Below are 24636 nucleotides of genomic sequence, written 5' to 3'. Positions count from 1 at the left end.
GTCTGGATGACGTCGCCAGGCGCCACGAGCCCTCAGGGCCGCGGCGCCGACGCATGCGGCCACAGCACGTGGTCCATCCCATGCGGGCGACCCCCTGTCCCCGACGCAAGAGGTTCTCCGTGTCCGTCTCCTTCATCCGCCGCATCGCTTCCCCGAAGAAGGCCCTCACCGCCGCCGCCGTGGCCGCCGCCACCGCCGGTATGGCGCTGTCCGCGGCGCCCGCCCAGGCCGCCCCGGCCGCTGCCTCCTCCGCTCAGGCGATCGCGCACAAGATGATCCCGGACGCCGCGCAGTTCAACGCGTTCAGCAAGATCGTCGAGCGGGAGAGCGGCTGGAACCCGGCCGCCACCAACAGCTCCTCCGGCGCCTACGGCCTGGTCCAGGCCCTGCCGGGGTCGAAGATGGCCTCCGCCGGTTCCGACTGGAAGACCAACCCGGCCACCCAGATCAAGTGGGGTCTGGACTACATGAACTCCCGCTACGGCAGCCCGGCCAAGGCCTGGAGCTTCTGGCAGGCCAACGGCTGGTACTGAGCCGACACCCAAAGCCCCTGAAGGCGGCGGCCCGATCCCGGGCCGCCGCCTTCGGCGTTCCCGCAGCCGGGCATGGTCAACTGGAGCGGTGAGCGCAGCGGAGGAGGCATCGGCGGCCGGGGCGCGCGATCCCGAGGTGCGGGGGCTGCGGCTGGTGGTCGTGCTGCTGGCCCTGACCGTGGTGAGCGGTCTCATCGACGCCGTCAGCTATCTGGGCCTGGGCCGGGTCTTCACCGCCAACATGACCGGCAACGTGGTCGTCCTGGGCTTCGCCGCGGCCGGCGCGCCCGGCTTCTCCGTCCCGCACACGGCCACCTCGCTGGCCTGCTTCCTGCTCGGCGCGGCGGCGGGCGGCCGGGTGGCGGCCCATGTCGCGGCCGGCTCCCGGCGCCGGTGGACCCGGCTGACGCTGGCCGCGGAGGCGGTCCTGGTCGGCGCCTCGGCCGCGGCGGCCTTCACCTGGCCGCACACCACCGGCACCCGGTACGCCCTGATCGCCCTGACGGCGTTCGCGATGGGTCTGCGCAACGCGACCGTCCGCAAGCTGGGCGTCGCCGACCTCACCACCACCACCGTGCTGACCATGACCCTGACCGGTCTGGCCGCCGAGTCCCGCCTGGGCGACGCCACCAGCCGGCGCTCGCCGCGCCGCGCGGCCGCGGTGGTCGCCATGTTCGCCGGCGCCTGCCTGGGCGCCTGGCTGGCCCTCCACCACGGTCTCGGCATCCCGTTGCTGATCGCGGCGGCGGCGTCGGGCGTGCTGGCGGTGGCGGCGTCCGGCCGGGAGTGAGCCGCGGGGGACCCGGACCTCGGGGGAGGCGGGAACGGGGCGTCGGGACAGGGGTGCTCCCGCCTCCCTCGGGGTGGGCCGGCCGCCCTGGTCAGCCGGTGGTCACCCGGAGTTCCTTGACGCCGTTGATCCAGGCCGAGCGCAGCCGCCGGGGCGGTTCGGCGAGCCGCAGGTCCGGCATCGCGCGGGCGATCGCCGTGAAGATCAGGTCGATCTCCAGGATCGCGAGCGACTTGCCGAGGCAGTAGTGCGGGCCGCCCCCGCCGAAGCCCAGGTGGGGGTTGGGGTCGCGGGTGATGTCGAAGGCGTCGGGGTCGGTGAAGACCTCGGGGTCGTGGTTGGCGGATGCGTAGAAGAGGCCGACGCGGTCGCCCTTCCTGATCCGGACCCCGCCCAGGTCGGTGTCCTGGGTGGCCGTCCGCTGGAAGGCGTTGACCGGGGTGGCCCAGCGCACGATCTCCTCGGCCGTCGTCCCGGGCCGCTCCCGCTGGAACAGCTCCCACTGGCCGGGGTGGGTCAGGAAGGCGTGCATCCCGTGCGTGATGGCGTTCCGGGTGGTCTCGTTGCCCGCCACCGCCAGCATCAGCACGAAGAACCCGAACTCGTCGGAGTTGAGGTTGCCCTCGTCCTCCGCCGCGACGAGGGTCGAGACGATGTCGCGCGCCGGGCACTGCTTGCGCTCGGCGGCCATGTTCATCGCGTAGGCGATGATCTCGGCGGCCGACTGCGCGCCGACCTCCTCGGTGATGGCGTACTCGGGGTCGTCGTAGGCGATCATCCTGTTGGACCAGTCGAAGATCTTGGACCGGTCCTCCTGGGGGACGCCGATCAGCTCGGCGATGGCCTGCAGGGGCAGTTCACAGGCGACCTCGGTGACGAAGTCGAAGGGGCCCGAGCGGGCGCGGGCTCCCGCGACGATCGCCTCCGCGCGCGCCCGGAGCCGTTCCTCCAGGGCCCGGATGGAGCGTGGCGTGAACCCGCGCTGCACTATCTGCCGGACCCGCGTATGTTCCGGGGGATCCATGTTGAGCAGGATCAGCCGCTGGGCGTCGATCGCGTCGCGCTGGATGTGCTCGTTGAAGCGGATGATCGCCGTGTTGAGGGTGGAGGAGAAGAGTTCCGGGTGCGTGGAGACGTACCTGACGTCGGCGTGCCGGGTCACGGCCCAGTAGCCGGCGTCGGCGAAGCCCGCGATGCCGTCCGGCTGCGGGATCCAGCGGACCGGCTCGGCGCGGCGCAGCTCGGCGAACTCCGGCAGGGGCACGCGGTGGTGCAGCAGGTCGGGGTCGGTGAAGTCGAACCCGTCGGGCAGCGCTGGACAGGGCATCGGCGACTCCCAGCCATCTGACGGACCATCAGCGAGTGTCGTGAACGTAGTAACGGGTTCTAGAAGTGGCAAGGGGTACGGCACCGCCAATCCGTGCGGAGTTCGTGCAGATCGCCGCTTCGGCACCTGCAAGACCCTTGCGGTGACGGACATCACGTCAGCAGACTGCACACAGAACTAGAACGCGTACTAGTTCTGGAGGAGAGCCCTCTCGGAGAGGACCCGCACCCATGGCCGCCGAACCCGTGATCGTCGAAGCCGTCCGCACCCCGATCGGCAAGCGCGGCGGCGCGCTCGCCAATCTGCATCCCGCCTATCTCCTGGGCGAGACCTACCGAGAACTCCTCGGCCGCACCGGCATCCCCGCCGACGCGGTCGAGCAGATCGTCGGCGGCACGGTCACCCACGCCGGCGAGCAGTCCATGAACCCCGCGCGCACGGCCTGGCTGACCATGGGGCTGCCGTACGAGACGGCCGCCACGACCGTCGACTGCCAGTGCGGCTCCTCGCAGCAGGCCTCGCACATGGTGGCCAACATGGTCGCGGCGGGCGTGATCGACGTCGGGATCAGCTGCGGTGTCGAGGCGATGTCCCGGGTGCCGCTGGGCTCCGGCTCCAAGCACGGCCCGGGCAAGCCCTTCCCCGACGAGTGGAACGTCGACCTCCCCAACCAGTTCGAGGCGGCCGAACGGATCGCCCGGCACCGGGGACTGACCCGCGAGGACGTCGACCGCCTCGGTCTGCGGTCGCAGGAGCGGGCCGCGACCGCCTGGGCCGAGGAGCGCTTCAAACGCGAGACGTTCGCGGTCCAGGTCCCGACCACCGAGGAGGAGCAGCACGCCGGGCAGGGCATGTGGCGGCTGGTCGACAAGGACGAGGGCCTGCGCGACACGTCGCCGCAGGCGCTGGCCGGGCTCAAGCCGGTGATGCCGACGGCGGTCCACACGGCGGGCAACTCCTCGCAGATCTCCGACGGCGCGGCGGCGATCATGTGGGCGTCGAAGCGGATGGCGCGCGCCCTGAAGCTGCGGCCGAGGGCCCGGATCGTGGCGCAGGCGCTGGTGGGCGCCGACCCGCACTTCCATCTGGACGGGCCGATCGACGCCACGCGCGCGGTGCTGGGCAAGGCGGGGATGTCCCTGAAGGACATCGACCTGGTCGAGATCAACGAGGCCTTCGCGTCCGTGGTGCTGAGCTGGGCCCAGGTCTTCGAACAGGACCTGGACAAGGTCAACGTCAACGGCGGCGCGATCGCGCTGGGCCACCCGGTGGGAGCGACCGGAGCCCGCCTGATCACCACCGCCCTGCACGAGCTGGAGCGGGCGGACAAGGAGTTCGCACTCGTCACCATGTGCGCGGGCGGCGGCCTGGCGACCGGGACGATCATTCAGCGGCTGTGACCACGGGGTGCGGCCGGGCGGCGAGCAGGGCCTTCACCCTGCCCGGGAAGGTCTCCAGGCCGGCCGGCCGCCGACCGCCCGGTGCGGCGCGGAGGCCCGGTTGCCCGCCAGGGGCGCGAGAAGGATCACAGCGGGGCACCGGAATGCCTCGTCAGGAGGGGGCAGACGTACCTGCGTACACGCCATTTAGCTGCACTGTGCAGCTACTCGCGTACGGGACGTAAAGGGCCGAACGCCGCCTATGGTCGTTTTTCGGCCCGTTTTCCGGCAGCGCCGCCGCACGGACCGCGCCCCTGTCCCCGTCGAAAGGTAGGCGAGCCCCGTTTTGGCGACCGCCACAGCCGTCTCCCCGTCCCTGAAGACCCGCCGGGCCACCCAGGCCCGCGACGTCACCGTCACCGACCCCGCGCTCGTCAAGCGGGCCGTGAAGGCCGCCGCGCTCGGCAACGCCATGGAGTGGTTCGACTTCGGCGTCTACAGCTACATCGCCGTCACGCTGGGCAAGGTCTTCTTCCCCTCCGGCAACCCCACCGCGCAGCTGCTGTCGACGTTCGGCGCCTTCGCGGCGGCCTTCCTGGTCCGGCCGCTCGGTGGCATGGTCTTCGGCCCGCTGGGCGACCGCGTGGGCCGGCAGAAGGTCCTCGCCCTCACGATGATCATGATGGCGGTGGGCACGTTCGCGATCGGTCTGATCCCGTCGTACACGTCCATCGGCGTGGGTGCCCCGCTGCTGCTCCTGGCCGCCCGGCTGGTGCAGGGCTTCTCCACGGGCGGTGAGTACGCGGGCGCCTCGACCTTCATCGCGGAGTACGCCCCGGACAAGAAGCGCGGCTTCTTCGGCAGCTGGCTGGAGTTCGGCACGCTGGCCGGCTACATCGGCGGCGCGGGTCTGGTCACCGTGATGACCGCCCTGCTGTCCTCCGAGGACCTGCTCTCCTGGGGCTGGCGGATCCCGTTCCTGATCGCCGGTCCGATGGGCCTCATCGGCCTGTACCTGCGGATGCGGCTGGAGGAGACCCCGGCGTTCGCGGCGGAGGTGGAGAAGGCGGAGGCCGCCCGGCCGAAGGTGCCGCTGCGCGAGATGGTGGCGGGCCAGTGGAAGGCGCTGCTGCTGTGCATGGGTCTGGTGCTGGTCTTCAACGTCACCGACTACATGCTGCTGTCGTACATGCCGAGTTACCTCACCAGCGAGCTGAAGTACGACGAGACGCACGGCCTGCTGGTCGTGCTGGGCGTGATGGCGCTGATGATGATCGTCCAGCCCTTCGCGGGCGCGCTGACCGATCGTGTCGGCCGCCGCCCGGTGATCGCGGCGGGCTGCGCGGGTTTCCTGTTCCTGTCGATCCCGGCCCTGCTCCTGATCCGCCAGGGCAGCCTGCTCGCCGTCGCCCTGGGCATGGGCGCGCTGGGGCTGCTGCTGGTCTGCTTCACGGCGGCCATGCCGGCCGCGCTGCCCGCCCTCTTTCCGACGCGGGTGCGGTACGGGTCCCTGTCCATCGGGTTCAACGTGTCCGTGTCCCTGTTCGGCGGGACGACTCCGCTCGTCGTGACCGCGCTGATCGGGGCGACGGGGAACATGATGATGCCTGCGTACTACATGATGGCCGCCGCTGTCGTGGGCGGTTTCGCGGTGTGGCGGATGTCCGAGTGCGCCGGCCGGCCGCTTCCCGGGTCCGCGCCGTCGGTGGAGGGTCGCCAGGCGCCGTAGAGGCGTCTCGCCGGGGCCGGAACCGATCACCGGGGCCGCACGTCTGTTGCCCTGTGAAACACGCGCGCGTACGCATCCTCACCCTCGTCCTCGCCCTCCTCGGCATCCAGCTGACCTGGTTCATCGCCCCGGCCTACGCCTGTGGTTGCGGGGCGATGGTGCCGGACCCCTCGGCGCGGATATCCGTCGCCGAGGAGCAGTCGGTACTGCGCTGGGACGGCCGCCAGGAGCAGATCGTGATGCGGCTGACGGTGAACGGCGACGCGCATCACGCCGCCTGGATCATGCCCGTCCCGCACCGGGCCGCCGTCCGCCTCGGTGATCCCGCCCTCTTCGACCAGCTGGCCCACGCCATCCAGCCGGTCCACCGCACCCGGTACCACTTCTGGCCGCGGAACGGCGAGTGGCCCTTCGACGGCTCGGACACCGCCGCCGCCGCACCGCCCGCCGCCGGCGCCGTCGGCGTGGTCGACCGGCAACGGCTCGGCCCCTTCGACGTGGCCCGGCTGACCGCCACCGACCCGGCCGCCCTCGGCGACTGGCTGCACGCCCACGGCTTCTCGCTGCCCGCCCGGCTGAAGACGGCCCTGCAGCCGTACGTCGACCGGCACTGGGAGTACGTGGCCGTCCGGCTCGCCCCGGACAGCGCCGGCACCGCGCTGCACGGCGCGCTGGACCCGATCCACCTGACCTTCGCCGCGAACGCCCCGGTGTACCCGATGCGGCTGTCCCGCCTGGCGAGCCTCCCGCAGTCACTCGGCCTGTACGTCCTCGCCGCGCACCGCATGCGGACGCGCTCGACGATCGGCGGACTGGAGCCCGAGGTGGTCTTCGCCGGCCGCCTGCGCACGCACGACGGCAGCAGCCTGGGCGAGCTGACCGCCGGGACGCCGTACCTGACCGCGCTCACCCAGCGGTTCCCCGACCCCACCCGCATCTCCGGCGACCACGAGCTGCGCCGCGCCGCCGCCGACACCCCGGTCCAGCAGGTGGTCTACGAGGACGAGCTGCGCGAGGTCGCCGGGATCCCGCTCTGGCTGCTCACGGTCGGCGGCTTCCTCCTCCTGGCCGGCTCCGCCGTCGCCCTGATCGTCGTACGGCGCTCGCGGCGGCCGGTGCTTCCGCCGCCGCCCGTGCAGCCTCCGCCGCCGATCGCCCCGTCGGCGCCCCTCGGCTGAGACGATGCAGGGGAAGGGCAGACACTCGGGAAAGGCAGCAGGAGCATGAGCGACTCCCAGCTCTGGGACGACGTCGACGCGTACTTCACCGATCACCTGGCACCCGACGACGAGGCGCTCCGGGCGGCCCTGCGGGAGAACGAGGCCGCCGGACTGCCGCACATCGCGGTCACGGCGGCACAGGGCAAGTTCCTCCAGCTGCTCGCCGAGGTGCAGGGCGCGCGGCACATCCTGGAGATCGGCACACTCGGCGGCTACAGCACCATCTGGATGGCCCGTGCGCTGCCCGAGGACGGCAGACTCATCTCGCTGGAGTACAACGCCCGGCACGCCGAGGTGGCCACCCGGAACATCGCCCGGGCCGGTCTGGACCGGATCGCGGAGGTGCGGGTGGGCCCGGCCCTGGAGTCGCTGCCCAAGCTCGCGGACGAGAACCCGGCCCCGTTCGACCTGGTGTTCATCGACGCCGACAAGGCCAACAACGCCCACTACGTGGAGTGGGCGCTGCGGCTGACCCGCACCGGCAGCCTGATCGTCCTGGACAACGTGGTGCGCGGCGGCCGGGTCCTGGACGCGGGCAGCACCGAGCCCGACATCGTGGGCACCCGGGCCGCGATCGAGCTGATCGCCTCGCATCCGCGGCTGAGCGGTACGGCGATCCAGACGGTCGGCAGCAAGGGCTACGACGGGTTCGCGGTGGCCCGGGTCCTGGACTGAGCGCCGCCCGGTGCGATCCGGCGCGGCGGCTCAGACCTCGTGGTAGAAGCCGACGTTGACGCTGCGCGGCGCGGTGCGGTCCTGGACGACGACCTCGCCGGACCCGCCGCGCGGCAGCCGTACGGTCGTGCCGTAGCCGACGGTCTGCGCGTACTCCCCGACCACCAGCCGCACTTCGGCGGAGGGATCCGCCTGGGAACCGCGCAGCCAGGTCAACTGCCAGCCGCCGTCGGGGCCGCACAGGAACTCCAGGTGCGCCCGGGAGACGAACAGCCAGTCCTCGGGGGTGACCAGCCGGCACACGGACGCGTCCCTGCCGATCCGGAGCACCGCGCCCGGCTCGCTGGGCGCGTCGGCCATCGTCATGCCGGCCGTGGCGCCCGCGTCGGCCCCGGAGACGGTGGCCATGGTGAGTTCGAGCACGTGCGTTCCCCCTGTGACGTCCCTGCACGGCGGCCTGATTGTCGTGCCGCCGCCGCATGATAGAACGCTCCGCGGGGCCGCGTCCGGCACAATGGGCTCATGACCGAACGAAAGCCGCCAGGCGTGCCGTTCGAGACCTGGGTCGACAAACAGATCCGCGACGCACAGGGGCGCGGTGAGTTCGAGCGGCTGCCGGGCGCGGGCGAGCCACTGCCCACCGGGCTCGACTCCACGTACGACGAACTGTGGTGGATCAAGCGGAAGATGGCGCGTGAGGGCCTGTCGGTGCTGCCTCCCGCCCTCGCCCTGCGCAAGGAGGCCGAGGACGCGCTCGCGGCGGCCTACGCGGCGCCCTCGGAGCGGATCGCCCGGAAGCTGATCGAGGACGTCAACGTCAAGATCAAGGACATGATGTTCAAGCCGCCGCCCGGCCCTCCGCTGGGGAAGAAGCCGTACGACGTCGAGGAGGTCGTACGCGAGTGGCGGCGGCTCAGGGCCGCCGCCGAGGGCGGGGTGCCGGGGTCGTCACAGGTGTAGCAGGCGCCCGGCCAGTTCCCGGTAGTCGCGCAGGGCCAGCCTGAGCTGCTCGGTGTCGGTCTCGGAGCCCGGGCCACGGTCCTCGGAGGCCTCCCAGGAGCGGCGCAGCGTACGCCGCCGCCGGTCCACGGCTTCGCCGAAGCGCGCCACGATCTCCTCCAACGCCCGATCGGCCTCCTCGACCGCGCCCCGGGGCTCGTCCACGAACCCGGCGGCCAGCTGCCGCATCCGCCGCTCCCAGTGATCGGTCTCGTCGTGCGGCAGGAGGGGGGCAGCGGCACCGGAGGGTGCGGGAGCCCTCTCCCCGACGCCGCCGGAGCGGCCACCGGGTGCCGGTGCGGCCGGCCAGGTGTCCGGCGCCGGGGACTCGGTCGAGGACGCCTCGCGCGCGCCCGTCTCACCGGGGAAGGGAACGCCCAGCCCGTCGTCCGGCATGGTGCCCTCGCCGGGCAGGCCGGTCCCACCGGGCAACCCGTCGTCGCGCCTCGCCGGACTCTGCCCGCGCACGCCGCTCTCCCCTCGCGTCCGGCTCTCCGGCACCGTCCCGCTCCCCCCTGTCGTCCGCCCCTCCCCCGGCATCCCGCCGGCGCCGCCCGTCCCGGACGCCAGGTCCTCCGTACCGGGACGCAGCCCCTCGGACCCGGTCTCGGCCCGGGCTCCGGAACCGGGCCCGGTTCGCGGTGCCTCCTCGTCGGGCGTCCCGCGACCCGCGGTACCGGCGCCCGCCGGGCCCGGCGGGTGCGGGGACGTGTCCTCGGGGGTGCGGTCGTCGGCCGTCAGGCCCTCCCGTCCGGGGCCGGTCGAGCCCGCGCGGCGGGAGGGTGTCGCGGCCGGCGACGGCGGCTCGCCGGGCAGCCGTTCCTCCGGCCGGGGTTCCCGCGCCGTGCGACGCCCCGGTGCCGTGTCGTCCTCGGGGGTCCAGTCCTCGTCCGGTGGCGGAGTGAAGCGGCCGCCGCTGTCGCTCGTCCTGTCCGACATGACGCTCAGCTCTCCTTCGGACGGCTTCTGTCGAGCGCCCACGGGGCGTGTGGGCGGCTGCCGGCGGGGGTCGCGCGGTGGCGGCCCGTTTCCCGGGCGGGGTGGGTCAGGTCGTCGAAGAGGGCGCGGGCACCGACGAGGGCCGTGCGCATCTCCTCGGTCCCGGCGCCCGACTCGGTCACCGCGTCGCTCGCCCCGGTGCGGGCGACCCGGTGCACCTGCCGGTAGCCGTCGACGTGGTCGGCGTGGTGCACGGACAGCGCGGCGAGCTGCTCCTCGTAGCGCCCGCCGTCCGGGTAGCCGCGCGCGACCGCGAGTTCCGCGAGCAGCCGGTCGGCCTCGGCCACCGCCTGCCGCGGCGCGTCGACGAAGTGTTCCTGTACGGCCGTCCAGCGGGCCGTGTAGTGCGCGCGCCCAGCCGGATCCAGCGGCCGTTCCCGCAGGTCTCCGTGGCGTTCGACGCGCTCGGTCAGTTCCCGTTCGGCGGCCTTGGCGTCACCGTCGTGCAGGGCCACGGCCCGCTCGTACTCGGGCCCGAAGCGCCGCTTCAGGGCGGGACCGCCGCGCCGGTCACGGCCGCGCAGGATCAGGGCGGCGGCCGCGCCGACGACCACGACCGCCACGATCACGATCAACACGATCATGCCAGTGGACATGGTTGCCTTCCGATCGGGCCGGCCCCCCTGGCCGGCTCCCCCTCCGGGTCACCCGGAAGGGGAGCCACAAACGGGGGTCAGGCGGCGAAGCGGCGCAGTCCGGTCACCGACCAGACCGTCGCGATCCGCCCGTCCACCACCTCCAGCAGGTCGATCCCGCTCTTCTGGAAGCCGTCCGCCAGGGTGACGTACCAGCAGCAGGCGGCCCGGCCCAGCTCGCCGTCCACCGTCGGCACACCGTCGACGAAGAACCGCAGCCCGGGCCTGTCCTCACGGAAGGCGGAGACCAGGCCGGCCATCCCGGCCGGGCCGTGCACCTCGTCGGTGACCGCGCCCCGCTCGGGGTCGTTGCCGAAGCGGATACGGAAGCCGGGCGCCAGGAAGGCCTCCGGGTCGCTGAGGTCGCCGTTCCACAGGGCGGTCCAGCGGTCGAACAGGGCGATACCGGTCGCGGTGGTCAGCGTGCTGTGGCTGGTGCGGGAAGTCGTTGTCATGGGCCCAGCCTCCGCCCCGCCCGCGACACCCCCCTGTCGGTGATTGCCGTCACATCGCGGTCGCCGCGTCGAGCGGCACGACGTCGGAGCCGAGGGTGTCCAGGGCGGCGAGGTCCACGGCGCGGTCCGGGGCCCGCTCGTCGAGGGCCGTCGCCGTACGCACCCGGTCCAGCCGGAAGCCACGCGCCGCGTCCCGCAGCCGGCACCAGCCGGCCAGGTACCAGTGCTCCGTTCCGCCGAGGAAGCCGAGCGGTTCCACGTCCCGGGCGGTGATCCGGCCCGCCGCGTCGGCGTACTCCAGGCGCAGCACCCGGCCCGCCGTCAGCGCCTCCCGCAGCACGGCGGGCACCACGGGCCCGGCGGGCCGCCCGGGCCGGGCCGCCGGGACGAGCAGCCGTACCCGCCCGGTCAGTTCGGCCGCCGCCCGCCGCTCCCGTTGCGGCATCACGGCCAGCACCTTGTGCAGTGCGCTGCGGGCGTCGGCCGCGAAGGGCGTTGCGGCCAGCGCGTGCAGCCCGACGGCGAGGGCGGTCGCCTCGGCGGGGGTGATGGTCAGCGGCGGCAGCGTGCGCTCCGGGTCGAGGACGTACCCTCCGGTGCGGCCCGGCTCGGCGTGCAGGGGCACCCCGGACTGCTGCAGCGCGGCCAGGTCGCGCTCGATCGTGCGGACGCTGACCTCGAACTGCCGGGCGAGCGCGCGGGCGCTGCGGGGGCGGGGTGCGGCGGCGCGCAGCTCCTCGACGAGGGCGTAGAGACGGTCGGTGCGGTTCACGGCAGACAGTCTCCGTAAATTCGCTCGGCGGCGCGGCGCCGGCCGCCGACAATGTCCGGCATGACGTGGACGATCGCCCCGGAACCGTACGACTCGCCGGTCGCGGCCGCGCTGTGGCGGGCGTACTACACGGAGGTCAGCGACCGCTGGTATCTGCTGCACGAGGGCCGTCGGACGAACCCGGAGGAGCTGGAGCGGGAGATCGCGGCCCTGCCCGGAACCGAACTCGCGCCGCCCACCGGGCAGTTGCTGGTGGGGCGGTACGACGGCGAGCCGGCCGGGTCGGCGGGCGTACGGCTGCTGGCGCCGGACACGGCGGAACTGACCCGGGTGTTCGTGTGGGGGCAGTGGCGCGGCAGGGGCGGCGCCGCCCTCCTCGTCGGCGCCGCCGAGCGGGCCGCCCGGGCCCTCGGCGCCCGCCGGCTGATCCTCGACACCCGCGGCGACCTGGTCGAGGCCCGCGCCCTGTACGCCCGCCTCGGCTACACGGAGACCGGACCGCACAACGACGACGTCTACGCCGAGCACTGGTTCCGCAAGGAGCTGGCGGTCAGCTGACCTTCGCGGCGTCCGCCTTGTGCGGGCGTTCGCGGTCGGTGCCGCACAGTTCACCGGTGAGTTCCCTGACGAGCTGTGTCAGGTCGGTCGAGCGGCCGGGCTGCCACCAGTCGCCGAGGAGTTCGGCGAGGGACTCCTCGCGGGCCTTGGCGAGGTGTTCCGCGACCTCGCGGCCGGACTGGGTCAGATACAGGTCCAGACCCCGGCGTTCGGCGAGGTGCCGCTCCTCGACCTGGCGGGCGGCGGCGAGGACCGCCTCCAGCGGGACGGGGCTGCGCTCGGCGAGCACGCCCGGCTCCACGGAGCCGTACTTGCGGATGCGCAGCAGCATCCAGCTGGCGGCCGGCAGCAGGTCGTACCCGGCGCGTTCGCCGATCTTCTGGTAGACCTCGCGGCGGCCCTCGCGGGTGCCCAGCAGGGACAGGGCCCGGCAGCACTCGTCGTAGGAGGAGCGGGCGACCGGGTTGGGCGGGATGGTCTCGGAGACGTCCGGCGCGGTGACCGAGCCGCGCAGCCGGTCCTCCTTCAGGAACCAGGCCAGCAGGAAGCCGAGGACGGCGACGGGGGCGGCGTAGAGGAAGACGTCGGTGATGGCGGAGGCGTACGCGTGCAGGGCCGCCGGACGCAGGGCGGGCGGCAGGCCGGCGATGCCGCGCGGGTCGGACTTGAGGGCGTTCGGGGAGACGCCGGGCGGCAGGCTCACGCCCCGGAAGGCGGCGGCGAGTTTGTCGCCGAGGCGGCCGGCGAAGACCGTGCCGAAGATGGCGACGCCGAACGAGGCGCCGATGGAGCGGAAGAAGGTCGCGCCGGAGGTGGCGACGCCGAGGTCCTCGTACGACACCGCGTTCTGCACGATGAGGACGAGCACCTGCATGACCAGGCCGAGTCCGAGGCCGAAGACGAAGAAGTAGACGCTCATCTCGGCGGTGGAGCTGTGCTCGTCGAGCCGGTGCAGCAGGAGCAGGCCGATGGCGGTCACCGCGGTGCCGGTGAGCGGGAAGACCTTCCAGCGGCCGGTGCGGCTGACGATCTGGCCGGAGATCGTGGAGGACAGCAGCAGGCCGACCACCATGGGCAGCATGTGCACGCCGGACAGGGTCGGGGAGATGCCGTGCACGACCTGCAGGAAGGTCGGCAGATAGGTCATCGCGCCGAACATGGCGAAGCCGACGATGAAGCTGATGACGGCGGCGAGGGTGAAGGTGCGGATGCCGAACAGCTTCAGCGGCAGCACCGGTTCGACGGCCCGGCGCTCGACGGCGACGAACGCCACGGCGAGCAGCACACCCAGCACGGCGAGCCCGATGATCTGGGGCGAGCCCCAGGCCCAGGTCGTACCGCCGAGGGAGGCGACCAGGACCAGGCAGGTGGCGACGGCGGCGATCAGGGCGGTGCCGAGGTAGTCGATGACGTGGTGGGCGGTGCGGCGCGGGATCCGCAGGGCGGTGGCGATCACGGCGAGCGCGACCACGCCGACGGGCAGGTTGACGTAGAACACCCAGCGCCAGCTCAGGTGCTCGGTGAGCAGTCCGCCGAGCAGCGGTCCCAGCACACTGGTCGCCCCGAACACGGCCCCGAACAGCCCCTGGTACCGCCCGCGTTCGCGCGGCGGCACGAGGTCCCCGACGATCGCCATGGACAGCACCATCAGCCCACCGCCGCCCAGTCCCTGCAGTGCCCGGAAGCCGATCAGCTGGGGCATGTTCTGCGCCATGCCGCACAGCGCCGAGCCGATCAGGAAGATGACGACGGCCGTCTGGAAGAGCCTCTTGCGCCCGTACTGGTCGCCGAGCTTGCCCCACAGCGGGGTCGCGGCGGTCGAGGCCAGCAGATAGGCGGTGACCACCCAGGAGAGGTGTTCCAGGCCGCCGAGGTCGCTGACGATGGTGGGCAGCGCGGTCGACACGATCGTCTGGTCGAGCGCGGCGAGCAGCAACCCGAGGAGCAGCGCGCCGATCGGGACGAACACATTGCCGGGGACGTGCTCGCCGGCCTGCGCCTCCTTGTGCGTGCCGTGCGTGTCCAGGGCCATGGAGACCTCCCGGGGCTCGGGTGCACCTTCCATCGTGGTCGGTGTCACCGTTTATGGCCTGTTGAGTCCCGCGTTTCCGACGACGGATGTGGAGAACGTGCGCATAGTCTCGGAGGTTCGTGAGGGGAGGGGCGAACACATGACTGATTCCGAGGATCCCGTGGGTCGTACGTGCCCGGCGTGCGGGGCACCGAGGGGCCGGGACCACAGCCCGTCCTGCGACTGCACCGAACGCGCCGCCGAGGCCCTGCGCGAGACCCGCTCGGCCGAGGCGGCAGCGGCGGAGGACTTCGATCCGCTGCGGATACGGCCGTATGTGGAGGTCGAGGAGGGCCGCCCGGTACCGGGCGCGCCCCGTGTGCCGTCCGACGCGGAGACCCGCCCGGTGCCGGCCGTCGAGGCCACCCTGCCGCTGGGGCCGGTGGCGGGACCGGGCACGGCCGGCCCGCGGATGTCCGGGGGCGGCGGGCCGCACGGGACGGGCGGGCCGGGTGCCCGCGGCGGCGCCGACGAACCCGGTGCGGCGGAGCCACCGGCCGACGGGGCGTCACGCCGGCGGTCGCGCCGTACGGTCCTGCTGTCCGTCACGGGCGCCGGGATGACGCTCGTGGCGGCGGCCGGGTTCGCGAGCGGGCTGTTCTCGTACCACCCGCCGTCCCGGGACCGGGCCGTCCAGGAGGTCAGGGAGAGCGTCCCGGAGGTGAGCACACCGAGCCAGGTGTCACCGACGACGCCCTCCTACCCGCCCGCCGTGCCCCGCCCGCCCGCGCCGTCGCCCTCCGCGTCGGCGAGCCGCCCGAGCCCGTCGGCCACGCCGTCCCCGTCGCCGTCCCCGTCCGCCCCGGCCCAGACGTCCCGCCCCGCCGCGCCCGCCGCATCCACGACGGCCCCCGCCGCCCCACGGACCACGCCCGCCGTCGCCCCGGTCCTGCAACGCGGCGACAGCGGCCCGGAGGTGACGGAACTCCAGCTTCGGCTCAGGCAGTTGAACCTCTACGACGACCGGATCAGCGGGGTCTTCGGCGCCCCGGTCCAGGACGCGGTGCGCACCTACCAACTGGCCCGCGGCATCCAGGGCGACACCCTCGGGGTGTACGGGCCGGCGACCCGGAAGAGCCTGGAGGCGGAGACCACCCGGCCGTAGCCGGGGCCGGCCCAGGCAGCCCGCCCCGTCAGGCGATGTGCAGCCGGACCGACCCGTCCGCGACGGCCTCGACCCGTACCCGCGTGAGGTCGGGCACGGCCACGTCGGGAGCGTGCAGGCCGGCCCGGGGACCGACGCCCACCACCGTCATCCCCGCGGAGCGCCCCGCCTCGACACCCGCCCCCGAGTCCTCGAAGACCACGCAGTCGGCCGGATCCACGCCCAGCTCGGCGGCGCCCTTCAGAAAGCCCTCCGGGTCGGGCTTGCTCGCGCCGACCGACTCGGCGGTGATGCGGACCTTCGGCAGCGGCAGCCCGGCGGCGTGCATGCGGGCGGTGGACAGCGGGACGTCCGCGGAGGTCACCAGGGCGTGCGGAAGTCCCCGCAGGGAGGCGAGGAAGGCGCCGGCGCCGGGGATCTGGACCACACCGTCGGTGTCGGCGGTCTCCTCGGCGAGCATGCGGGCGTTGTCCGCGTAGTTCTGCTCCATGGGCCGGCCGGGCAGCAGGAGGGCCATCGAGGCGTGCCCCTGCCGGCCGTGGACGACCTCCATCACCTCGTCGCCGTCCAGCCCGTGCCGCCCGGCCCAGCGCCGCCAGACGCGCTCGACGACGGCGTCCGAGTTGACGAGGGTGCCGTCCATGTCCAGCAGGAAGGCGCGGACGGTGAGGACGGTGGTCGTGGTGGTGGCCGTCATCGGCAGCTCCAGGAACGGACGAGACCCCAGGCGGGAGAGGGCATGGGGGACAAGGCGGCCCCGCCCGCCGGTCAGGGTGAACGGGCGGGAGCCACTTTGTTTCTCTACGGTACAAAATCCGGCGGGGACCCGCCACCACCCCCGCGAGGTTCACCGGCCCGGCTCGGTGGTTCACCGGCCGTTCAGCTCGCCGGCCGAGCTCAGCCCGCCGCCGCCTCGTACAGGCTCCACACCCCGAGCGCGAGCATCAGCAGCGCGGCGATCTGCGTGATCAGCCGCAGCGGCACCCTCTTCATCAGCGCCTTTCCGCCGACGATGCCGAGTCCGGCGACGGCCCACAGACCGAGCACCGCGCCGAGGCCGACGGAGAGGGGGTCGTCGTAGCGGGCGGCGAGGTTGGCGGTCATGATCTGGGTGAGGTCACCGAACTCGGCGACCAGGATGAGCGTGAAACCCGTGCCCGCGACCTTCCAGAAGGACTGGTCCGCGGGCTTCTTGATCTCCTCCTCGCCCTCGTCCTTCTGGAGCAGCAGCATCGCGGCACCGCCGAGGAAGAGGACACCGGTGACGGCGTGCACGATCCGCTGGGGCAGCAGGGTCAGCACGCTGCCGGCCGCCACGGCCAGCACGACATGCAGCAGGAAGGCGGCGGCGACACCCGCGAAGACGTGGCTCGCGCGGTAGCGGGTACCGAGGACGAGGCCGGCGAGCGCGGTCTTGTCCGGCAGTTCGGCGAGGAAGATGACGCCGAAGACGAGCGCCGTCACGGTGATGCTGATCAAGGTTCCTCAATCGGTCGGGCTGCCCCACCGAGAGTGCGGTACGTCACGCGATGACACCTCGGCACGGCAGCGCACTCGGCGTCCGCGTCGGGGGGACACGGACGTGCACTGCTTGCCGAAGGTCTCGCTGGCGGCCTGGTCGAGGTCCGCCTCCGGGCGCCGGCTCAGGCTGGCTGAGCAGTGTGTCGACGGTCCGGCGAAGAGCTACTCCCCTTCTGCGCCCCCCATGGTACGGGATGTGAAGGTTCGGCCGGGAAGCGCCGCACGTCTTGTCGTGTCATGCACACGTCATTAACTTCTTACCGAGCGCTCACCTCACGGCAACACGGTCTCGCGAGCATTCCCTCGCCCGCGCCCGACATCCCCACCCCACAACGGAGTTCACGCATGCCCAGGTTCTACGCGCGTCGACGGCTGAGCATACTCGCCACCCTCACCGGACTCATAGCGTCCGCCGCCCTGTTCAACTCGCCGAGCGCCTCCGCCGCCCTGCCCACGCCGGTCAGCGCCGCCACCGCCCGCGGCTACCTCTCCCAGCTGACGGTCGCCACCGAGAACCGCACCGGCTACAGCCGTGACAAGTTCCCGACCTGGATCACCATCTCCGGCACCTGCAACACCCGCGAGTGGATCCTCAAGCGGGACGGCTCGAACGTCGTCACCAACTCCGCCTGCACCGCGACCAGCGGCAGCTGGTACTCCCCGTACGACGGCGCCACCTGGACCTCGCCCTCCGACGTCGACATCGACCACCTCGTCCCGCTCGCCGAGGCCTGGGACTCCGGCGCGAGCAGGTGGACCACCGCCCAGCGGCAGGCCTTCGCCAACGACGTCACCCGCCCGCAGCTCCTCGCCGTCACGGACAACGTGAACCAGGCCAAGGGCGACCAGGACCCGGCGACGTGGGTCCCGTCCCGGTCCGCCTACCTCTGCACCTACGTGCGCGCCTGGGTCCAGGTGAAGTACTACTACGACCTCTCCGTCGACTCCGCCGAGAAGAGCGCGCTGCAGAACGACCTGGCGAGCTGCTGAGCCGTCCGCCCGGCCGCTGAACCACCCGGCCCGGCAGCCGGGGTTCCGCGCCACGACGCGCGGGGCCGGCCAGGGGGCCGGGCGCCGCCCTCGGGAGGCCGGGCGGCACCCCGCTTCTCCGGCCGGCCGGGCCGGTCCGCGGGGACCGGCCTCGCGGCCGGCCGCGTCGCCTGACGGGCCGAGACCCGCGCGCGGCCCGCGCTGCGGGGCCGGGGTTCAGGAGGCCGGGCTGCGCCGCATCCAGTAGCCGGCCGCCGCGCCCGCCGCGAAGAGCGCGGCCACGGAGACGCCCGTGGCGAGCCATGTCGTGCCGAGCCACCGGGCGCCGTAGTAGCCGAGGGCGGCGCTGTAGGCGGCCCAGGAGAGGCCGGCCAGGGCGGACCAGGGGACGAAGTCACGGGCCCGGCGGTGTGCGGCGCCGGCGCAGAAGGAGACGACCGAGCGGCCGGCGGGGGCGAAACGGGCCAGCACGACCAGCGCACCACCGCCCCGGGCCAGGGCGTCGCCGAGACGTTCCTGCGCGGTGGTCAACCGCCGGGAGCGGGCGATCGCCCGGTCCAGCCGCTCGCCGCCCCGCCAGGCCAGGCGGTAGGCCACCAGATCGCCGATCACCGAGGCGGTCGCCGCCGAGAGGATCAGGGCCAGCAGGTCCGGCACGTCGTGCGGGACGACCCGGCCGGCCGCCGCGCCCGTGCCCGCCGCCGCGGCCGTACCGGCCGTGATGACGAGCACGCCGCTCGGCAGCACCGGCACGAACACGTCGAGCAGAACGGAGACGGCCACCGCGGCATAGATCCATGGTCCGGCGGCCAGTGACCCCACACTCTCGAACACGACGACTCCCGTTGCTCCCCCGTTGACAGCCATACAGCGTACGCCGGGGGTGTGACAGGAGGGTTTCGGGGGTCAACCGGGGCTCATGGGACTTTCCGCGGCTATCCCGGGGCTTTCCAGGCGTCGGTGCGCGACCCCCGGCGAGCCCGGCACCACCCGGCCGTGCCGGGCACCCCGCCTCGCCGCTCACCCCACCGCACCGGGCGTTACGCGAAGCGGCGCCCTTGCCCCTCGTGGCGGGGAAGGGCGCCGGTGCGCGTGCCTCGTGGCGGCGAGGGCGCCCGCGCGGGTCAGGCCGCTATCGGGGTCTGCTCGGCGGCGGCCCGGCCGCCCTCGGCCGTGCGGCGGACGAGGATCTGGTCCAGGCCGAAGGCGCCGGAGCCGGTGAAGACCAGCATCAGGAACGCCCAGCAGAACAGGACCGACAGCTCGCCGCCGTTCTGGATGGGCCACAGCGCGGCCTGCTGGTGGACGTTGAAGTAGGCGTACGCCATCGAGCCCGAGGCGATCAGCGCGGCCCCGCGGGTACCGAGGCCGAGGAGCACCAGGGCGCCGGCGACCAGCTGGATCACGGCCGCGTACCAGCCGGGCCAGGTGCCGGACGGGATCGTGCCGCCCTGGGTGCCCATCGCGCCGCCGAGGACGCCGAAGAGCGAGGCGGCGCCGTGCGCCGCGAACAGCAGGCCTATGACGATGCGGAAGAGCCCGAGGACGTAGGGCTGAGCGGAGTTGAGTCGTGCGGTCATGAGGGGGATCTCCTCTTCGGTGTCGGTCGGGCCGGCCGGGGACGTGTGGATGGCCGGTCATGGGGGCGGCGGTACCGAATGGAGCCCCAGGTTAGGGCTACCTAATCAGTGCTTGCAAGTTCAACATTTGGCCATGGGTTCGGCCGCGCCGACGGCCCTCCCCCGGGAAAGGCCGCACCCAGGCAGCCCGCGCCACCGCGCCGGCGTCCTCGTACGTGACCGAATCCACACCCAGCCGCGCCTGCCAGGTCACCCGTCGCACCCCTCCGTGGGCAACGCGAAGAGTGGCGCACTTGAGTGGAAAACTACTTGACAGCCAGTCAGGCGACCGGCTCAGCTCACGCCGGCCCCGCGGGTCTGGCGGACCGCCCCCGTACCTCCAGCCCCCCGAGCAGCTCGGCCGTGGCCTCGGCCACCGCGGCCACGGCGCGGTCGAAGACCTCGCGGTTGTGCGCGGCGGGAGCCCGGAAACCCGAGACCTTCCGCACGTACTGCAGGGCGGCGGCGTGGATGTCGTCGTCCGTGGCCTCGTCGGGCAGGACGGGCGGACGCAGCGTCTTGATACTCCGGCACATGTCCCCAGTCTCACGCCGCCCGCGCCCCGGTGCGATGATCACGGGGAGGCGGCCACCGACCCCGGGGCCGACCGACGAGAGGAACCTCCTCATGACCATCAAGAGCACCGTGGCCGTCCTCGGCCCCGGCGGCACCGGCGGCCTGCTCGCGGCCCTGCTCTCCCGCTCCGGCCACCGCGTCGTCTGCCTGGCCCAGGAGCGTACGGCCGACGCCCTGCGCGCCACCGGAATCACGGTCCGCAGCCCGCAGTTCGGCGAGTTCACCGCCGCCGTCGAGGCGGACACCGCGCTGCGCGAACCGGTGGACGCCTGCCTGGTCGCCGTCAAGCACACCGCGCTCGACGCCGCCCTCAGCCGGGTGCCGGCCGCCGCCCTGGGCGACGCCCTCGTCGTACCGCTGCTGAACGGCGTCGAGCACCCCGCCCGGCTGCGCGCCCGCTACCGCCCGGACCGGGTCGCCCCGGCGGTGATCCGGGTGGAGTCCACCCGGGTCGCCCCGGGCGTGATCGAACACGGCAGCCCGTTCACGGAGATCGACCTCGCCGGGGACGAGGTGCCCCGGGCCCGCCTGGACGCCCTCGCCGCCGATCTCACCGCCGCCGGGGCGACCGCGCGCGTGGCCGAGGACGAGACGGCGGCCCTGTGGGCCAAGATGGCCTTCCTCGCCCCCTTCGCGCTGCTCACCACCCGGTACGGCCTCCCGCTCGGCGAGGCCCGCACCCGGCACCGCGAGGAGCTGGAGTCCCTGGTCGCGGAGACCACCGCGGTCAGCCGGGCCTGCGGCGCCCCCGCCGAGGCGGCCCAGGCCCTGGCCCGCTACGACGCCTTCCCGCCCGGCGCCAGGTCGTCCATGCAGCGCGACGCCGAGGCCGGCCGGCCACTCGAACTCGACGCGATCGGCGGGGCGCTGCTGCGTGCGGCCGGCCGGCACGGGGTGCCGGTGCCGGTGACGGCCCGGCTCCTCGACGAGCTGCGGGCGGCCGGTCACCCGTTCGGCTGATCCTCCCCTGAATCCCAGGAACGAACTCGCCACCCAAAATCGAACAGGCGTAGCATTGCCGTGTGGCTGCGACCTATGAATTCCCCAGTGACCTCCTCGCCGGTCAGGAGGAGCTGCATCAGGTCCGGGCCGAGCTGTCTGCCCTGCTCAAGCGCCTGCCGTGGTCGGTCGAGCCGATGGACGGCTTCAGTGACGACAACGGCTGGCGCAAGGTGGAGCGGCCCGCCTCCCCGGGCTGGACGGCGGACGAGCAGGCCGAGGTGGAGAAGCTGCGCCGCCGCGAGCACGAACTCGCGGTGTTCGTCAGCACGCACCGTTTCTGGGCCGAGGTCGCGGCGGCGGACCGGGTGGACGCCCGCACCCAGCTGAAGCACGCCCTTGAACAACCGGGCGGAGAGGAATGACAAAGCCCCCGGCCATACGGCCGGGGGCTTTCCCGGTGGTGGGCGCGGACGGTTTCGAACCGCCGACATCCTGCTTGTAAGGCAGGCGCTCTACCCCTGAGCTACGCACCCGGTATCCGGGCTGTGCGCCCAGGACGAGTCGACAGCCTACCTTGCCCGGACCGGTGCACGGCAAACCCGTAACGCCGGGCCAGGCGGGGTCCGTACGGGGGTTAACCCCACCCCGGCTCCGGGAGGCTGCCGGATCGGGGCGCCGATGATGATCACCTAGGGTCGGCGGAGACCGAGTCGGTCCGGCCCTCGCACTCCGACGGGCCGGTGCAGGGGGAGATGTCGTATGGCCCGTTCCGTTCCTTTCCGCGCCGCCGCCATGGCGGTGGTCACCGGCGTGCTCGTCGCGGGGATCACCGCCTGCGGCGCCTCCGCCGCCGACGACGAGCACCCCGAGCACCGGTCCTTCGCCCTGCACGGCCGCACCCTCACCATCGACTCCGACAACTCCGCGCTGGAGGTCGTCGCCACGGACTCCGCCAAGGCCGGCACCGTCGACGTGACCCGGTGGTTCCAGGGGTCCGTCGTCGTCGGCCACGATCCGACGGTGCGCTGGTCCTTCCGCGGCGACCGGCTGGTGCTGCGCGTGCACTGCTCGGGGTTCATCGCCGACTGCTCGGCCCGGCACCGCGTCGAGGTGCCGCGCGGGATCAGCGTGAAGGTCGACAACGGCGACGGCAGCGTGCGCGCGCACGGGTTCAGGGATCCGCTCAGCGTCGACACCGCCGACGGCGCCGTCCGGGTCACCGACTCCAGCGGGCCGCTCGACCTGACGTCGGACGACGGCTCGGTGCGCGCCGACGTCTCCTCGCGCCGGGTGAAGGCGGAATCCAGCGACGGCTCCGTGGACGTGCGGCTGTCCGGCGTGCCCGACCGGGTGGACGCCTCCAGCAGCGACGGCGCCGTCACGGTCGGCCTCCCCCAGGGCGCCTACCGTGTGTCGGCCGGTTCCGACGACGGCGCGGTGTCGGTGTCCGTGCCCCGCGACGACCGCAGCCCGCACCGGGTGTCGGCCCACTCGACGGACGGAAAGGTCACGGTACGCACCGCGAAATGACGGTGCGAATCGCGAACTGACCGGCCCGTGTCTTCGTCTCCTACGGGTGGGAGAATGACACCACCCACGGCGGACCAGGGCACGGGAGAGGGATGTGACGGCGACACCGGGCACGCCAGCGACGCGGTCGTACCCGCCGTCGGCCCTTCGGATCCGGTCCGGGTCCACGGCTCTGCGCGACACCTTCACTCTGCTGAGCCTGCCGGTGCTGGCCGCGCTCGTCCTGCCCGCCGCGTTCGCCGGCGGCGGCACCCGGCGCTGGTTCGGCGGCCGGGCGGAGAGCCAGCGGGCCGAGGCACAGGCCGCGAAGGACGCCGCGGCGGCCGCGTTCTACGAACTGGACACCGCCCAGCGGGACCTGAGGATCTCCATAGAGACGATCACGGCCGTGGACGACTCCCCCGCCGCCCAGCGTGCCGTCACCGACTTCGCGTCGCTCGGGCAGCGGATCGACGAGGTCAGCCAGCGGTACATCCAGGCCGTCGACGCCCACGATCTCGACCGGGACGACCTGGAGGCCTCGACCGCGTCCCGGGCACGCTCGGAGCTGGCCTCCGCCAAGGACGAGCTGGTCCGGGTCAAGCAGGAGCTGGACCGGTTCGGCGCATCGCTCGGGCCGCTCCTCGGCAAGGCCGAGACCCAGCTGGCCCGGCTGGCGCCCGCCGTGGAGCGGGCCCGGCAGGCGCTGCTGGGCGCGAGCAACGCCCTGGACGCCGTACGGGAGCAGGGGCTGCGGGCCGATGACCTCGCCGCGCGGCTGGCCGCCCTCTCCCCCGAGCTGACCAGGCTGAACCAGGGCGCCGGGCAGCACGGGGTGGAGCAGACGCTGGAGCGCGCCGAGCGGGTGCAGCGGGAGGCCGGGGCGATCCGGGCCGAGGCCGAGCGACTGCCGGAGAAGGCCGCCGAGATCGATCACCGGCTGGTCAGCCTGCGTACCCGGGCCCAGGCGCTGACCACCCGGGCCGGGCAGGTGGACCCGGTGCTGAGCGAGCTGCGGCGCCGGTTCGCGGCCGCCTGCTGGCAGGACCTGCAGCAGGTGCCCGAGCAGGCCGCGGAGAACGTACAGCGGGCCGAGCTGAGGCTCGGCGAGGCGCAGGCGGCGCGGGACGCCCAGCACTGGCCGGACGCCACCTCGCTGCTGTCGACGGTACGGGCCCTGCTGAACGCCACCGACGAGGCCGTGTCGGCCGCCGGGGACCGGCTTGCACGGCTGAACGCGGTGCAGAAGGATCCGCAGGCCGAGATCGAGCGCACGCGGTTCGCGATCCGGGACGCCCAGCGGCTGGCGATGACCGGCCGTACGACCCCGGATCCGCGGCATGCGGCGCCGCTGGACGAGGCGGTGGCGCGGCTGGAGCGGGCGATCGGCACGCTGGAGGGGCGGCACCCCGACTACTGGCACTTCCTGACCGAGACGGACGCCGTCCGGCAGGCGGCGGCGCGGGTGGTGGCCCAGATCCGCGACGAGCGCGGGGGGCACTGAGCCGGCCGCAGAGGCGCGGGGTGGGTTTGCTGCCTGTCGCGCGCTCCCCCGCGCCCCGTTCGGAGCACGCCGCCCTCCCGTCGGTTGCAGGGCGCCGCGGGCCGGGCGGATATTGGATGGACGGATGGCCTCCGCTAGCGCCCGAGGGAGGCGGACATGGCCACACACGCTGTGCACACGAAGTCGCGGCGGCGGACGGAGTTCGACAAGCACCTGCCCGTCGATCACCGGTTGAACACCGTCTACCGGATCGGCGCGGGGGTGATCGGCGCGTTCCTCGTCGCCTTCGGCATCCTGGGTCTGATCAACCACATCGGCTTCTTCGACACCGGCGGCAACTCGGTCGCCGGGCTGAACACCAACGGGACGCTGAGTGTCCTGTCCATCGTCGTCGGAGCGATCCTGCTCGCCGGCATGGTGATCGGCGGGAACGTGGCGTCCACGCTGAACATGGTGTTCGGGGTGCTGTTCCTGCTGGCCGGGTTCCTGACCCTCGGCCTGCTGGACAGCAGCTACAACTTCCTGGCATTCAGGATCCAGAACGTGTTCTTCAGCTTCATCGTGGGCCTGCTGCTGATGACCTTCGGCATGTACGGCAGAGTCGGCTCGACCCTGCCGCACGACAACCCGTACTGGCGGGCCCGGCACCCCGACCCGGCCGCCGAGCCGCCGGGAACCATGCTGCCCGGGGCGAAGGACGAGCGCGGGACGGACTGAGCCGTCCCGCG

27 protein-coding genes and 1 tRNA gene are annotated in these 24636 nt (G+C 73.2%); 15 read left to right on the top strand and 13 right to left on the bottom strand.

Annotated elements, in window-relative coordinates:
* The first annotated feature begins 119 nt into the window (after positions 1-119).
* Both IE244_RS03590 and IE244_RS03585 read left to right on the top strand, forming a co-directional pair.
* Entirely contained in the window at positions 120-533 is a 414-nt protein-coding gene (locus tag IE244_RS03590) for an aggregation-promoting factor C-terminal-like domain-containing protein (protein ID WP_191871119.1), read from the top strand.
* Positions 534-621: 88 nt separating this feature from the next.
* Positions 622-1323 (top strand): YoaK family protein, encoded by a 702-nt coding sequence (locus tag IE244_RS03585; protein ID WP_229853931.1) that lies wholly within the window; start codon positions 622-624, stop codon positions 1321-1323.
* A gap of 91 nt (positions 1324-1414) precedes the next feature.
* Here IE244_RS03585 and IE244_RS03580 read toward each other — a convergent pair whose 3' ends face one another.
* Positions 1415-2650: a cytochrome P450 gene (locus tag IE244_RS03580; protein WP_191871118.1), complete on the bottom strand. Its 1236-nt coding sequence runs from the start codon at positions 2648-2650 to the stop codon at positions 1415-1417.
* Positions 2651-2880: 230 nt separating this feature from the next.
* On the opposite strand from IE244_RS03580, the gene IE244_RS03575 reads away from it, so the two are divergent.
* From IE244_RS03575 to IE244_RS03560, 4 genes are all read left to right on the top strand, one after another.
* Positions 2881-4050 carry a steroid 3-ketoacyl-CoA thiolase gene (locus tag IE244_RS03575; protein ID WP_191871117.1) on the top strand — a complete coding sequence of 390 codons (1170 nt, stop codon included), beginning with the start codon at positions 2881-2883 and terminating at the stop codon, positions 4048-4050.
* A gap of 325 nt (positions 4051-4375) precedes the next feature.
* On the top strand, positions 4376-5758 hold the full coding sequence (proP, locus tag IE244_RS03570) for a glycine betaine/L-proline transporter ProP (protein WP_191871116.1): 1383 nt from the start codon (positions 4376-4378) through the stop codon (positions 5756-5758).
* A 53-nt stretch (positions 5759-5811) separates the two neighbouring features.
* Positions 5812-6936 (top strand): DUF2330 domain-containing protein, encoded by a 1125-nt coding sequence (locus tag IE244_RS03565; RefSeq protein ID WP_229853930.1) that lies wholly within the window; start codon positions 5812-5814, stop codon positions 6934-6936.
* A 45-nt stretch (positions 6937-6981) separates the two neighbouring features.
* Positions 6982-7653, top strand: coding sequence for an O-methyltransferase (locus IE244_RS03560; RefSeq protein ID WP_191871115.1), 672 nt, complete (start codon positions 6982-6984; stop codon positions 7651-7653).
* 30 nt (positions 7654-7683) lie between these two features.
* Here the strand turns inward: IE244_RS03560 and IE244_RS03555 are convergent, their stop codons facing one another.
* Positions 7684-8076, bottom strand: a complete 393-nt coding sequence (locus IE244_RS03555) for an FHA domain-containing protein (protein WP_191871114.1) — start codon at positions 8074-8076, stop codon at positions 7684-7686.
* Between the two features lie 99 nt (positions 8077-8175).
* On the opposite strand from IE244_RS03555, the gene IE244_RS03550 reads away from it, so the two are divergent.
* Positions 8176-8613, top strand: coding sequence for a DnaJ family domain-containing protein (locus IE244_RS03550; RefSeq protein WP_191871113.1), 438 nt, complete (start codon positions 8176-8178; stop codon positions 8611-8613).
* Here the strand turns inward: IE244_RS03550 and IE244_RS42955 are convergent.
* The 4 genes from IE244_RS42955 to IE244_RS03530 all read right to left on the bottom strand — a co-directional run bounded on the left by IE244_RS42955 (position 8602) and on the right by IE244_RS03530 (position 11513).
* Positions 8602-9591 carry a hypothetical protein gene (locus IE244_RS42955; protein ID WP_308436250.1) on the bottom strand — a complete coding sequence of 330 codons (990 nt, stop codon included), beginning with the start codon at positions 9589-9591 and terminating at the stop codon, positions 8602-8604. The genes IE244_RS03550 and IE244_RS42955 overlap by 12 nt on opposite strands.
* Positions 9592-9596: 5 nt before the next feature.
* On the bottom strand, positions 9597-10247 hold the full coding sequence (locus IE244_RS03540; RefSeq protein ID WP_191871112.1) for a hypothetical protein: 651 nt from the start codon (positions 10245-10247) through the stop codon (positions 9597-9599).
* A 77-nt stretch (positions 10248-10324) separates the two neighbouring features.
* Positions 10325-10741 (bottom strand): nuclear transport factor 2 family protein, encoded by a 417-nt coding sequence (locus tag IE244_RS03535; RefSeq protein ID WP_191871111.1) that lies wholly within the window; start codon positions 10739-10741, stop codon positions 10325-10327.
* A 49-nt stretch (positions 10742-10790) separates the two neighbouring features.
* The gene (locus IE244_RS03530; protein ID WP_191871110.1) at positions 10791-11513 is read right to left on the bottom strand and encodes a helix-turn-helix transcriptional regulator; all 723 of its coding nucleotides are present in this window, start codon (positions 11511-11513) and stop codon (positions 10791-10793) included.
* Between the two features lie 60 nt (positions 11514-11573).
* Between IE244_RS03530 and IE244_RS03525 the strand changes: the two genes are divergently transcribed.
* Positions 11574-12071, top strand: coding sequence for a GNAT family N-acetyltransferase (locus IE244_RS03525; RefSeq protein ID WP_191871109.1), 498 nt, complete (start codon positions 11574-11576; stop codon positions 12069-12071).
* Here IE244_RS03525 and IE244_RS03520 read toward each other — a convergent pair.
* Entirely contained in the window at positions 12064-14103 is a 2040-nt protein-coding gene (locus IE244_RS03520) for an MDR family MFS transporter (RefSeq protein ID WP_191871410.1), read from the bottom strand. The two genes, IE244_RS03525 and IE244_RS03520, sit on opposite strands and share 8 nt — an antisense overlap.
* A gap of 139 nt (positions 14104-14242) precedes the next feature.
* Between IE244_RS03520 and IE244_RS03515 the strand changes: the two genes are divergently transcribed.
* A complete protein-coding gene (locus IE244_RS03515) occupies positions 14243-15247 on the top strand; it encodes a peptidoglycan-binding domain-containing protein (protein ID WP_191871108.1) in 1005 nt (334 codons plus the stop codon).
* A gap of 28 nt (positions 15248-15275) precedes the next feature.
* Here the strand turns inward: IE244_RS03515 and IE244_RS03510 are convergent, their stop codons facing one another.
* The gene (locus tag IE244_RS03510) at positions 15276-15944 is read right to left on the bottom strand and encodes an HAD family hydrolase (protein WP_191871107.1); all 669 of its coding nucleotides are present in this window, start codon (positions 15942-15944) and stop codon (positions 15276-15278) included.
* Between the two features lie 200 nt (positions 15945-16144).
* On the bottom strand, positions 16145-16726 hold the full coding sequence (locus IE244_RS03505) for a TMEM165/GDT1 family protein (protein WP_191871106.1): 582 nt from the start codon (positions 16724-16726) through the stop codon (positions 16145-16147).
* 387 nt (positions 16727-17113) lie between these two features.
* Here IE244_RS03505 and IE244_RS03500 point away from each other — a divergent pair, with 387 nt between their 5' ends.
* On the top strand, positions 17114-17758 hold the full coding sequence (locus IE244_RS03500; protein ID WP_191871105.1) for an HNH endonuclease family protein: 645 nt from the start codon (positions 17114-17116) through the stop codon (positions 17756-17758).
* 216 nt (positions 17759-17974) lie between these two features.
* On the opposite strand, the gene IE244_RS03495 is transcribed toward IE244_RS03500, so the two are convergent.
* From IE244_RS03495 to IE244_RS03485, 3 genes are all read right to left on the bottom strand, one after another.
* The gene (locus IE244_RS03495) at positions 17975-18625 is read right to left on the bottom strand and encodes a DedA family protein (protein ID WP_191871104.1); all 651 of its coding nucleotides are present in this window, start codon (positions 18623-18625) and stop codon (positions 17975-17977) included.
* 257 nt (positions 18626-18882) lie between these two features.
* Entirely contained in the window at positions 18883-19338 is a 456-nt protein-coding gene (locus tag IE244_RS03490) for a DoxX family protein (protein ID WP_191871103.1), read from the bottom strand.
* Positions 19339-19676: 338 nt separating this feature from the next.
* The gene (locus IE244_RS03485) at positions 19677-19913 is read right to left on the bottom strand and encodes a DUF2277 domain-containing protein (protein ID WP_191871102.1); all 237 of its coding nucleotides are present in this window, start codon (positions 19911-19913) and stop codon (positions 19677-19679) included.
* A gap of 91 nt (positions 19914-20004) precedes the next feature.
* On the opposite strand from IE244_RS03485, the gene IE244_RS03480 reads away from it, so the two are divergent.
* Together IE244_RS03480 and IE244_RS03475 are read left to right on the top strand one after the other, a co-directional pair.
* Complete coding sequence (locus IE244_RS03480) at positions 20005-20913, top strand: ketopantoate reductase family protein (RefSeq protein WP_191871101.1); 909 nt, start codon at positions 20005-20007, stop codon at positions 20911-20913.
* A gap of 62 nt (positions 20914-20975) precedes the next feature.
* Positions 20976-21317 carry a DUF8825 domain-containing protein gene (locus IE244_RS03475; RefSeq protein ID WP_191871100.1) on the top strand — a complete coding sequence of 114 codons (342 nt, stop codon included), beginning with the start codon at positions 20976-20978 and terminating at the stop codon, positions 21315-21317.
* Between the two features lie 36 nt (positions 21318-21353).
* On the opposite strand, the gene IE244_RS03470 is transcribed toward IE244_RS03475, so the two are convergent.
* Positions 21354-21428: transfer RNA gene (locus tag IE244_RS03470), tRNA-Val, on the bottom strand.
* 226 nt (positions 21429-21654) lie between these two features.
* Between IE244_RS03470 and IE244_RS03465 the strand changes: the two genes are divergently transcribed.
* The 3 genes from IE244_RS03465 (at position 21655) to IE244_RS03455 (ending at position 24625) form a co-directional block, all read left to right on the top strand.
* Positions 21655-22425, top strand: coding sequence for a DUF4097 family beta strand repeat-containing protein (locus tag IE244_RS03465; RefSeq protein WP_191871099.1), 771 nt, complete (start codon positions 21655-21657; stop codon positions 22423-22425).
* A 94-nt stretch (positions 22426-22519) separates the two neighbouring features.
* The gene (locus IE244_RS03460) at positions 22520-23908 is read left to right on the top strand and encodes a coiled-coil domain-containing protein (protein ID WP_191871098.1); all 1389 of its coding nucleotides are present in this window, start codon (positions 22520-22522) and stop codon (positions 23906-23908) included.
* Between the two features lie 156 nt (positions 23909-24064).
* Positions 24065-24625, top strand: a complete 561-nt coding sequence (locus tag IE244_RS03455; RefSeq protein WP_191871097.1) for a DUF4383 domain-containing protein — start codon at positions 24065-24067, stop codon at positions 24623-24625.
* Positions 24626-24636: the final 11 nt, after the last annotated feature.

The organism is Streptomyces filipinensis, from assembly GCF_014649495.1.
Lineage (GTDB): Bacteria > Actinomycetota > Actinomycetes > Streptomycetales > Streptomycetaceae > Streptomyces > Streptomyces filipinensis.
Note: the sequence above shows the minus strand (reverse complement) of the source record. Positions and strands in the feature narration are given on the sequence as shown.

Bases quoted from the DNA above. Each gene is read 5' to 3' on its own strand.
- IE244_RS03525 (WP_191871109.1), top strand. From the start codon at position 11,574: ATGACGTGGACGATCGCCCCGGAACCGTACGACTCGCCGGTCGCGGCC.
- IE244_RS03515 (WP_191871108.1), top strand. From the start codon at position 14,243: ATGACTGATTCCGAGGATCCCGTGGGTCGTACGTGCCCGGCGTGCGGG.
- IE244_RS03455 (WP_191871097.1), top strand. From the start codon at position 24,065: ATGGCCACACACGCTGTGCACACGAAGTCGCGGCGGCGGACGGAGTTC.
- IE244_RS03535 (WP_191871111.1), bottom strand. From the start codon at position 10,741: ATGACAACGACTTCCCGCACCAGCCACAGCACGCTGACCACCGCGACC.
- IE244_RS03540 (WP_191871112.1), bottom strand. From the start codon at position 10,247: ATGTCCACTGGCATGATCGTGTTGATCGTGATCGTGGCGGTCGTGGTC.
- IE244_RS42955 (WP_308436250.1), bottom strand. From the start codon at position 9,591: ATGTCGGACAGGACGAGCGACAGCGGCGGCCGCTTCACTCCGCCACCG.
- IE244_RS03560 (WP_191871115.1), top strand. From the start codon at position 6,982: ATGAGCGACTCCCAGCTCTGGGACGACGTCGACGCGTACTTCACCGAT.
- IE244_RS03580 (WP_191871118.1), bottom strand. From the start codon at position 2,650: ATGCCCTGTCCAGCGCTGCCCGACGGGTTCGACTTCACCGACCCCGAC.
- IE244_RS03575 (WP_191871117.1), top strand. From the start codon at position 2,881: ATGGCCGCCGAACCCGTGATCGTCGAAGCCGTCCGCACCCCGATCGGC.
- IE244_RS03480 (WP_191871101.1), top strand. From the start codon at position 20,005: ATGACCATCAAGAGCACCGTGGCCGTCCTCGGCCCCGGCGGCACCGGC.
- IE244_RS03495 (WP_191871104.1), bottom strand. From the start codon at position 18,625: ATGGCTGTCAACGGGGGAGCAACGGGAGTCGTCGTGTTCGAGAGTGTG.
- IE244_RS03510 (WP_191871107.1), bottom strand. From the start codon at position 15,944: ATGACGGCCACCACCACGACCACCGTCCTCACCGTCCGCGCCTTCCTG.
- IE244_RS03465 (WP_191871099.1), top strand. From the start codon at position 21,655: ATGGCCCGTTCCGTTCCTTTCCGCGCCGCCGCCATGGCGGTGGTCACC.
- IE244_RS03520 (WP_191871410.1), bottom strand. From the start codon at position 14,103: ATGGCCCTGGACACGCACGGCACGCACAAGGAGGCGCAGGCCGGCGAG.
- IE244_RS03485 (WP_191871102.1), bottom strand. From the start codon at position 19,913: ATGTGCCGGAGTATCAAGACGCTGCGTCCGCCCGTCCTGCCCGACGAG.
- IE244_RS03490 (WP_191871103.1), bottom strand. From the start codon at position 19,338: ATGACCGCACGACTCAACTCCGCTCAGCCCTACGTCCTCGGGCTCTTC.
- IE244_RS03500 (WP_191871105.1), top strand. From the start codon at position 17,114: ATGCCCAGGTTCTACGCGCGTCGACGGCTGAGCATACTCGCCACCCTC.
- IE244_RS03550 (WP_191871113.1), top strand. From the start codon at position 8,176: ATGACCGAACGAAAGCCGCCAGGCGTGCCGTTCGAGACCTGGGTCGAC.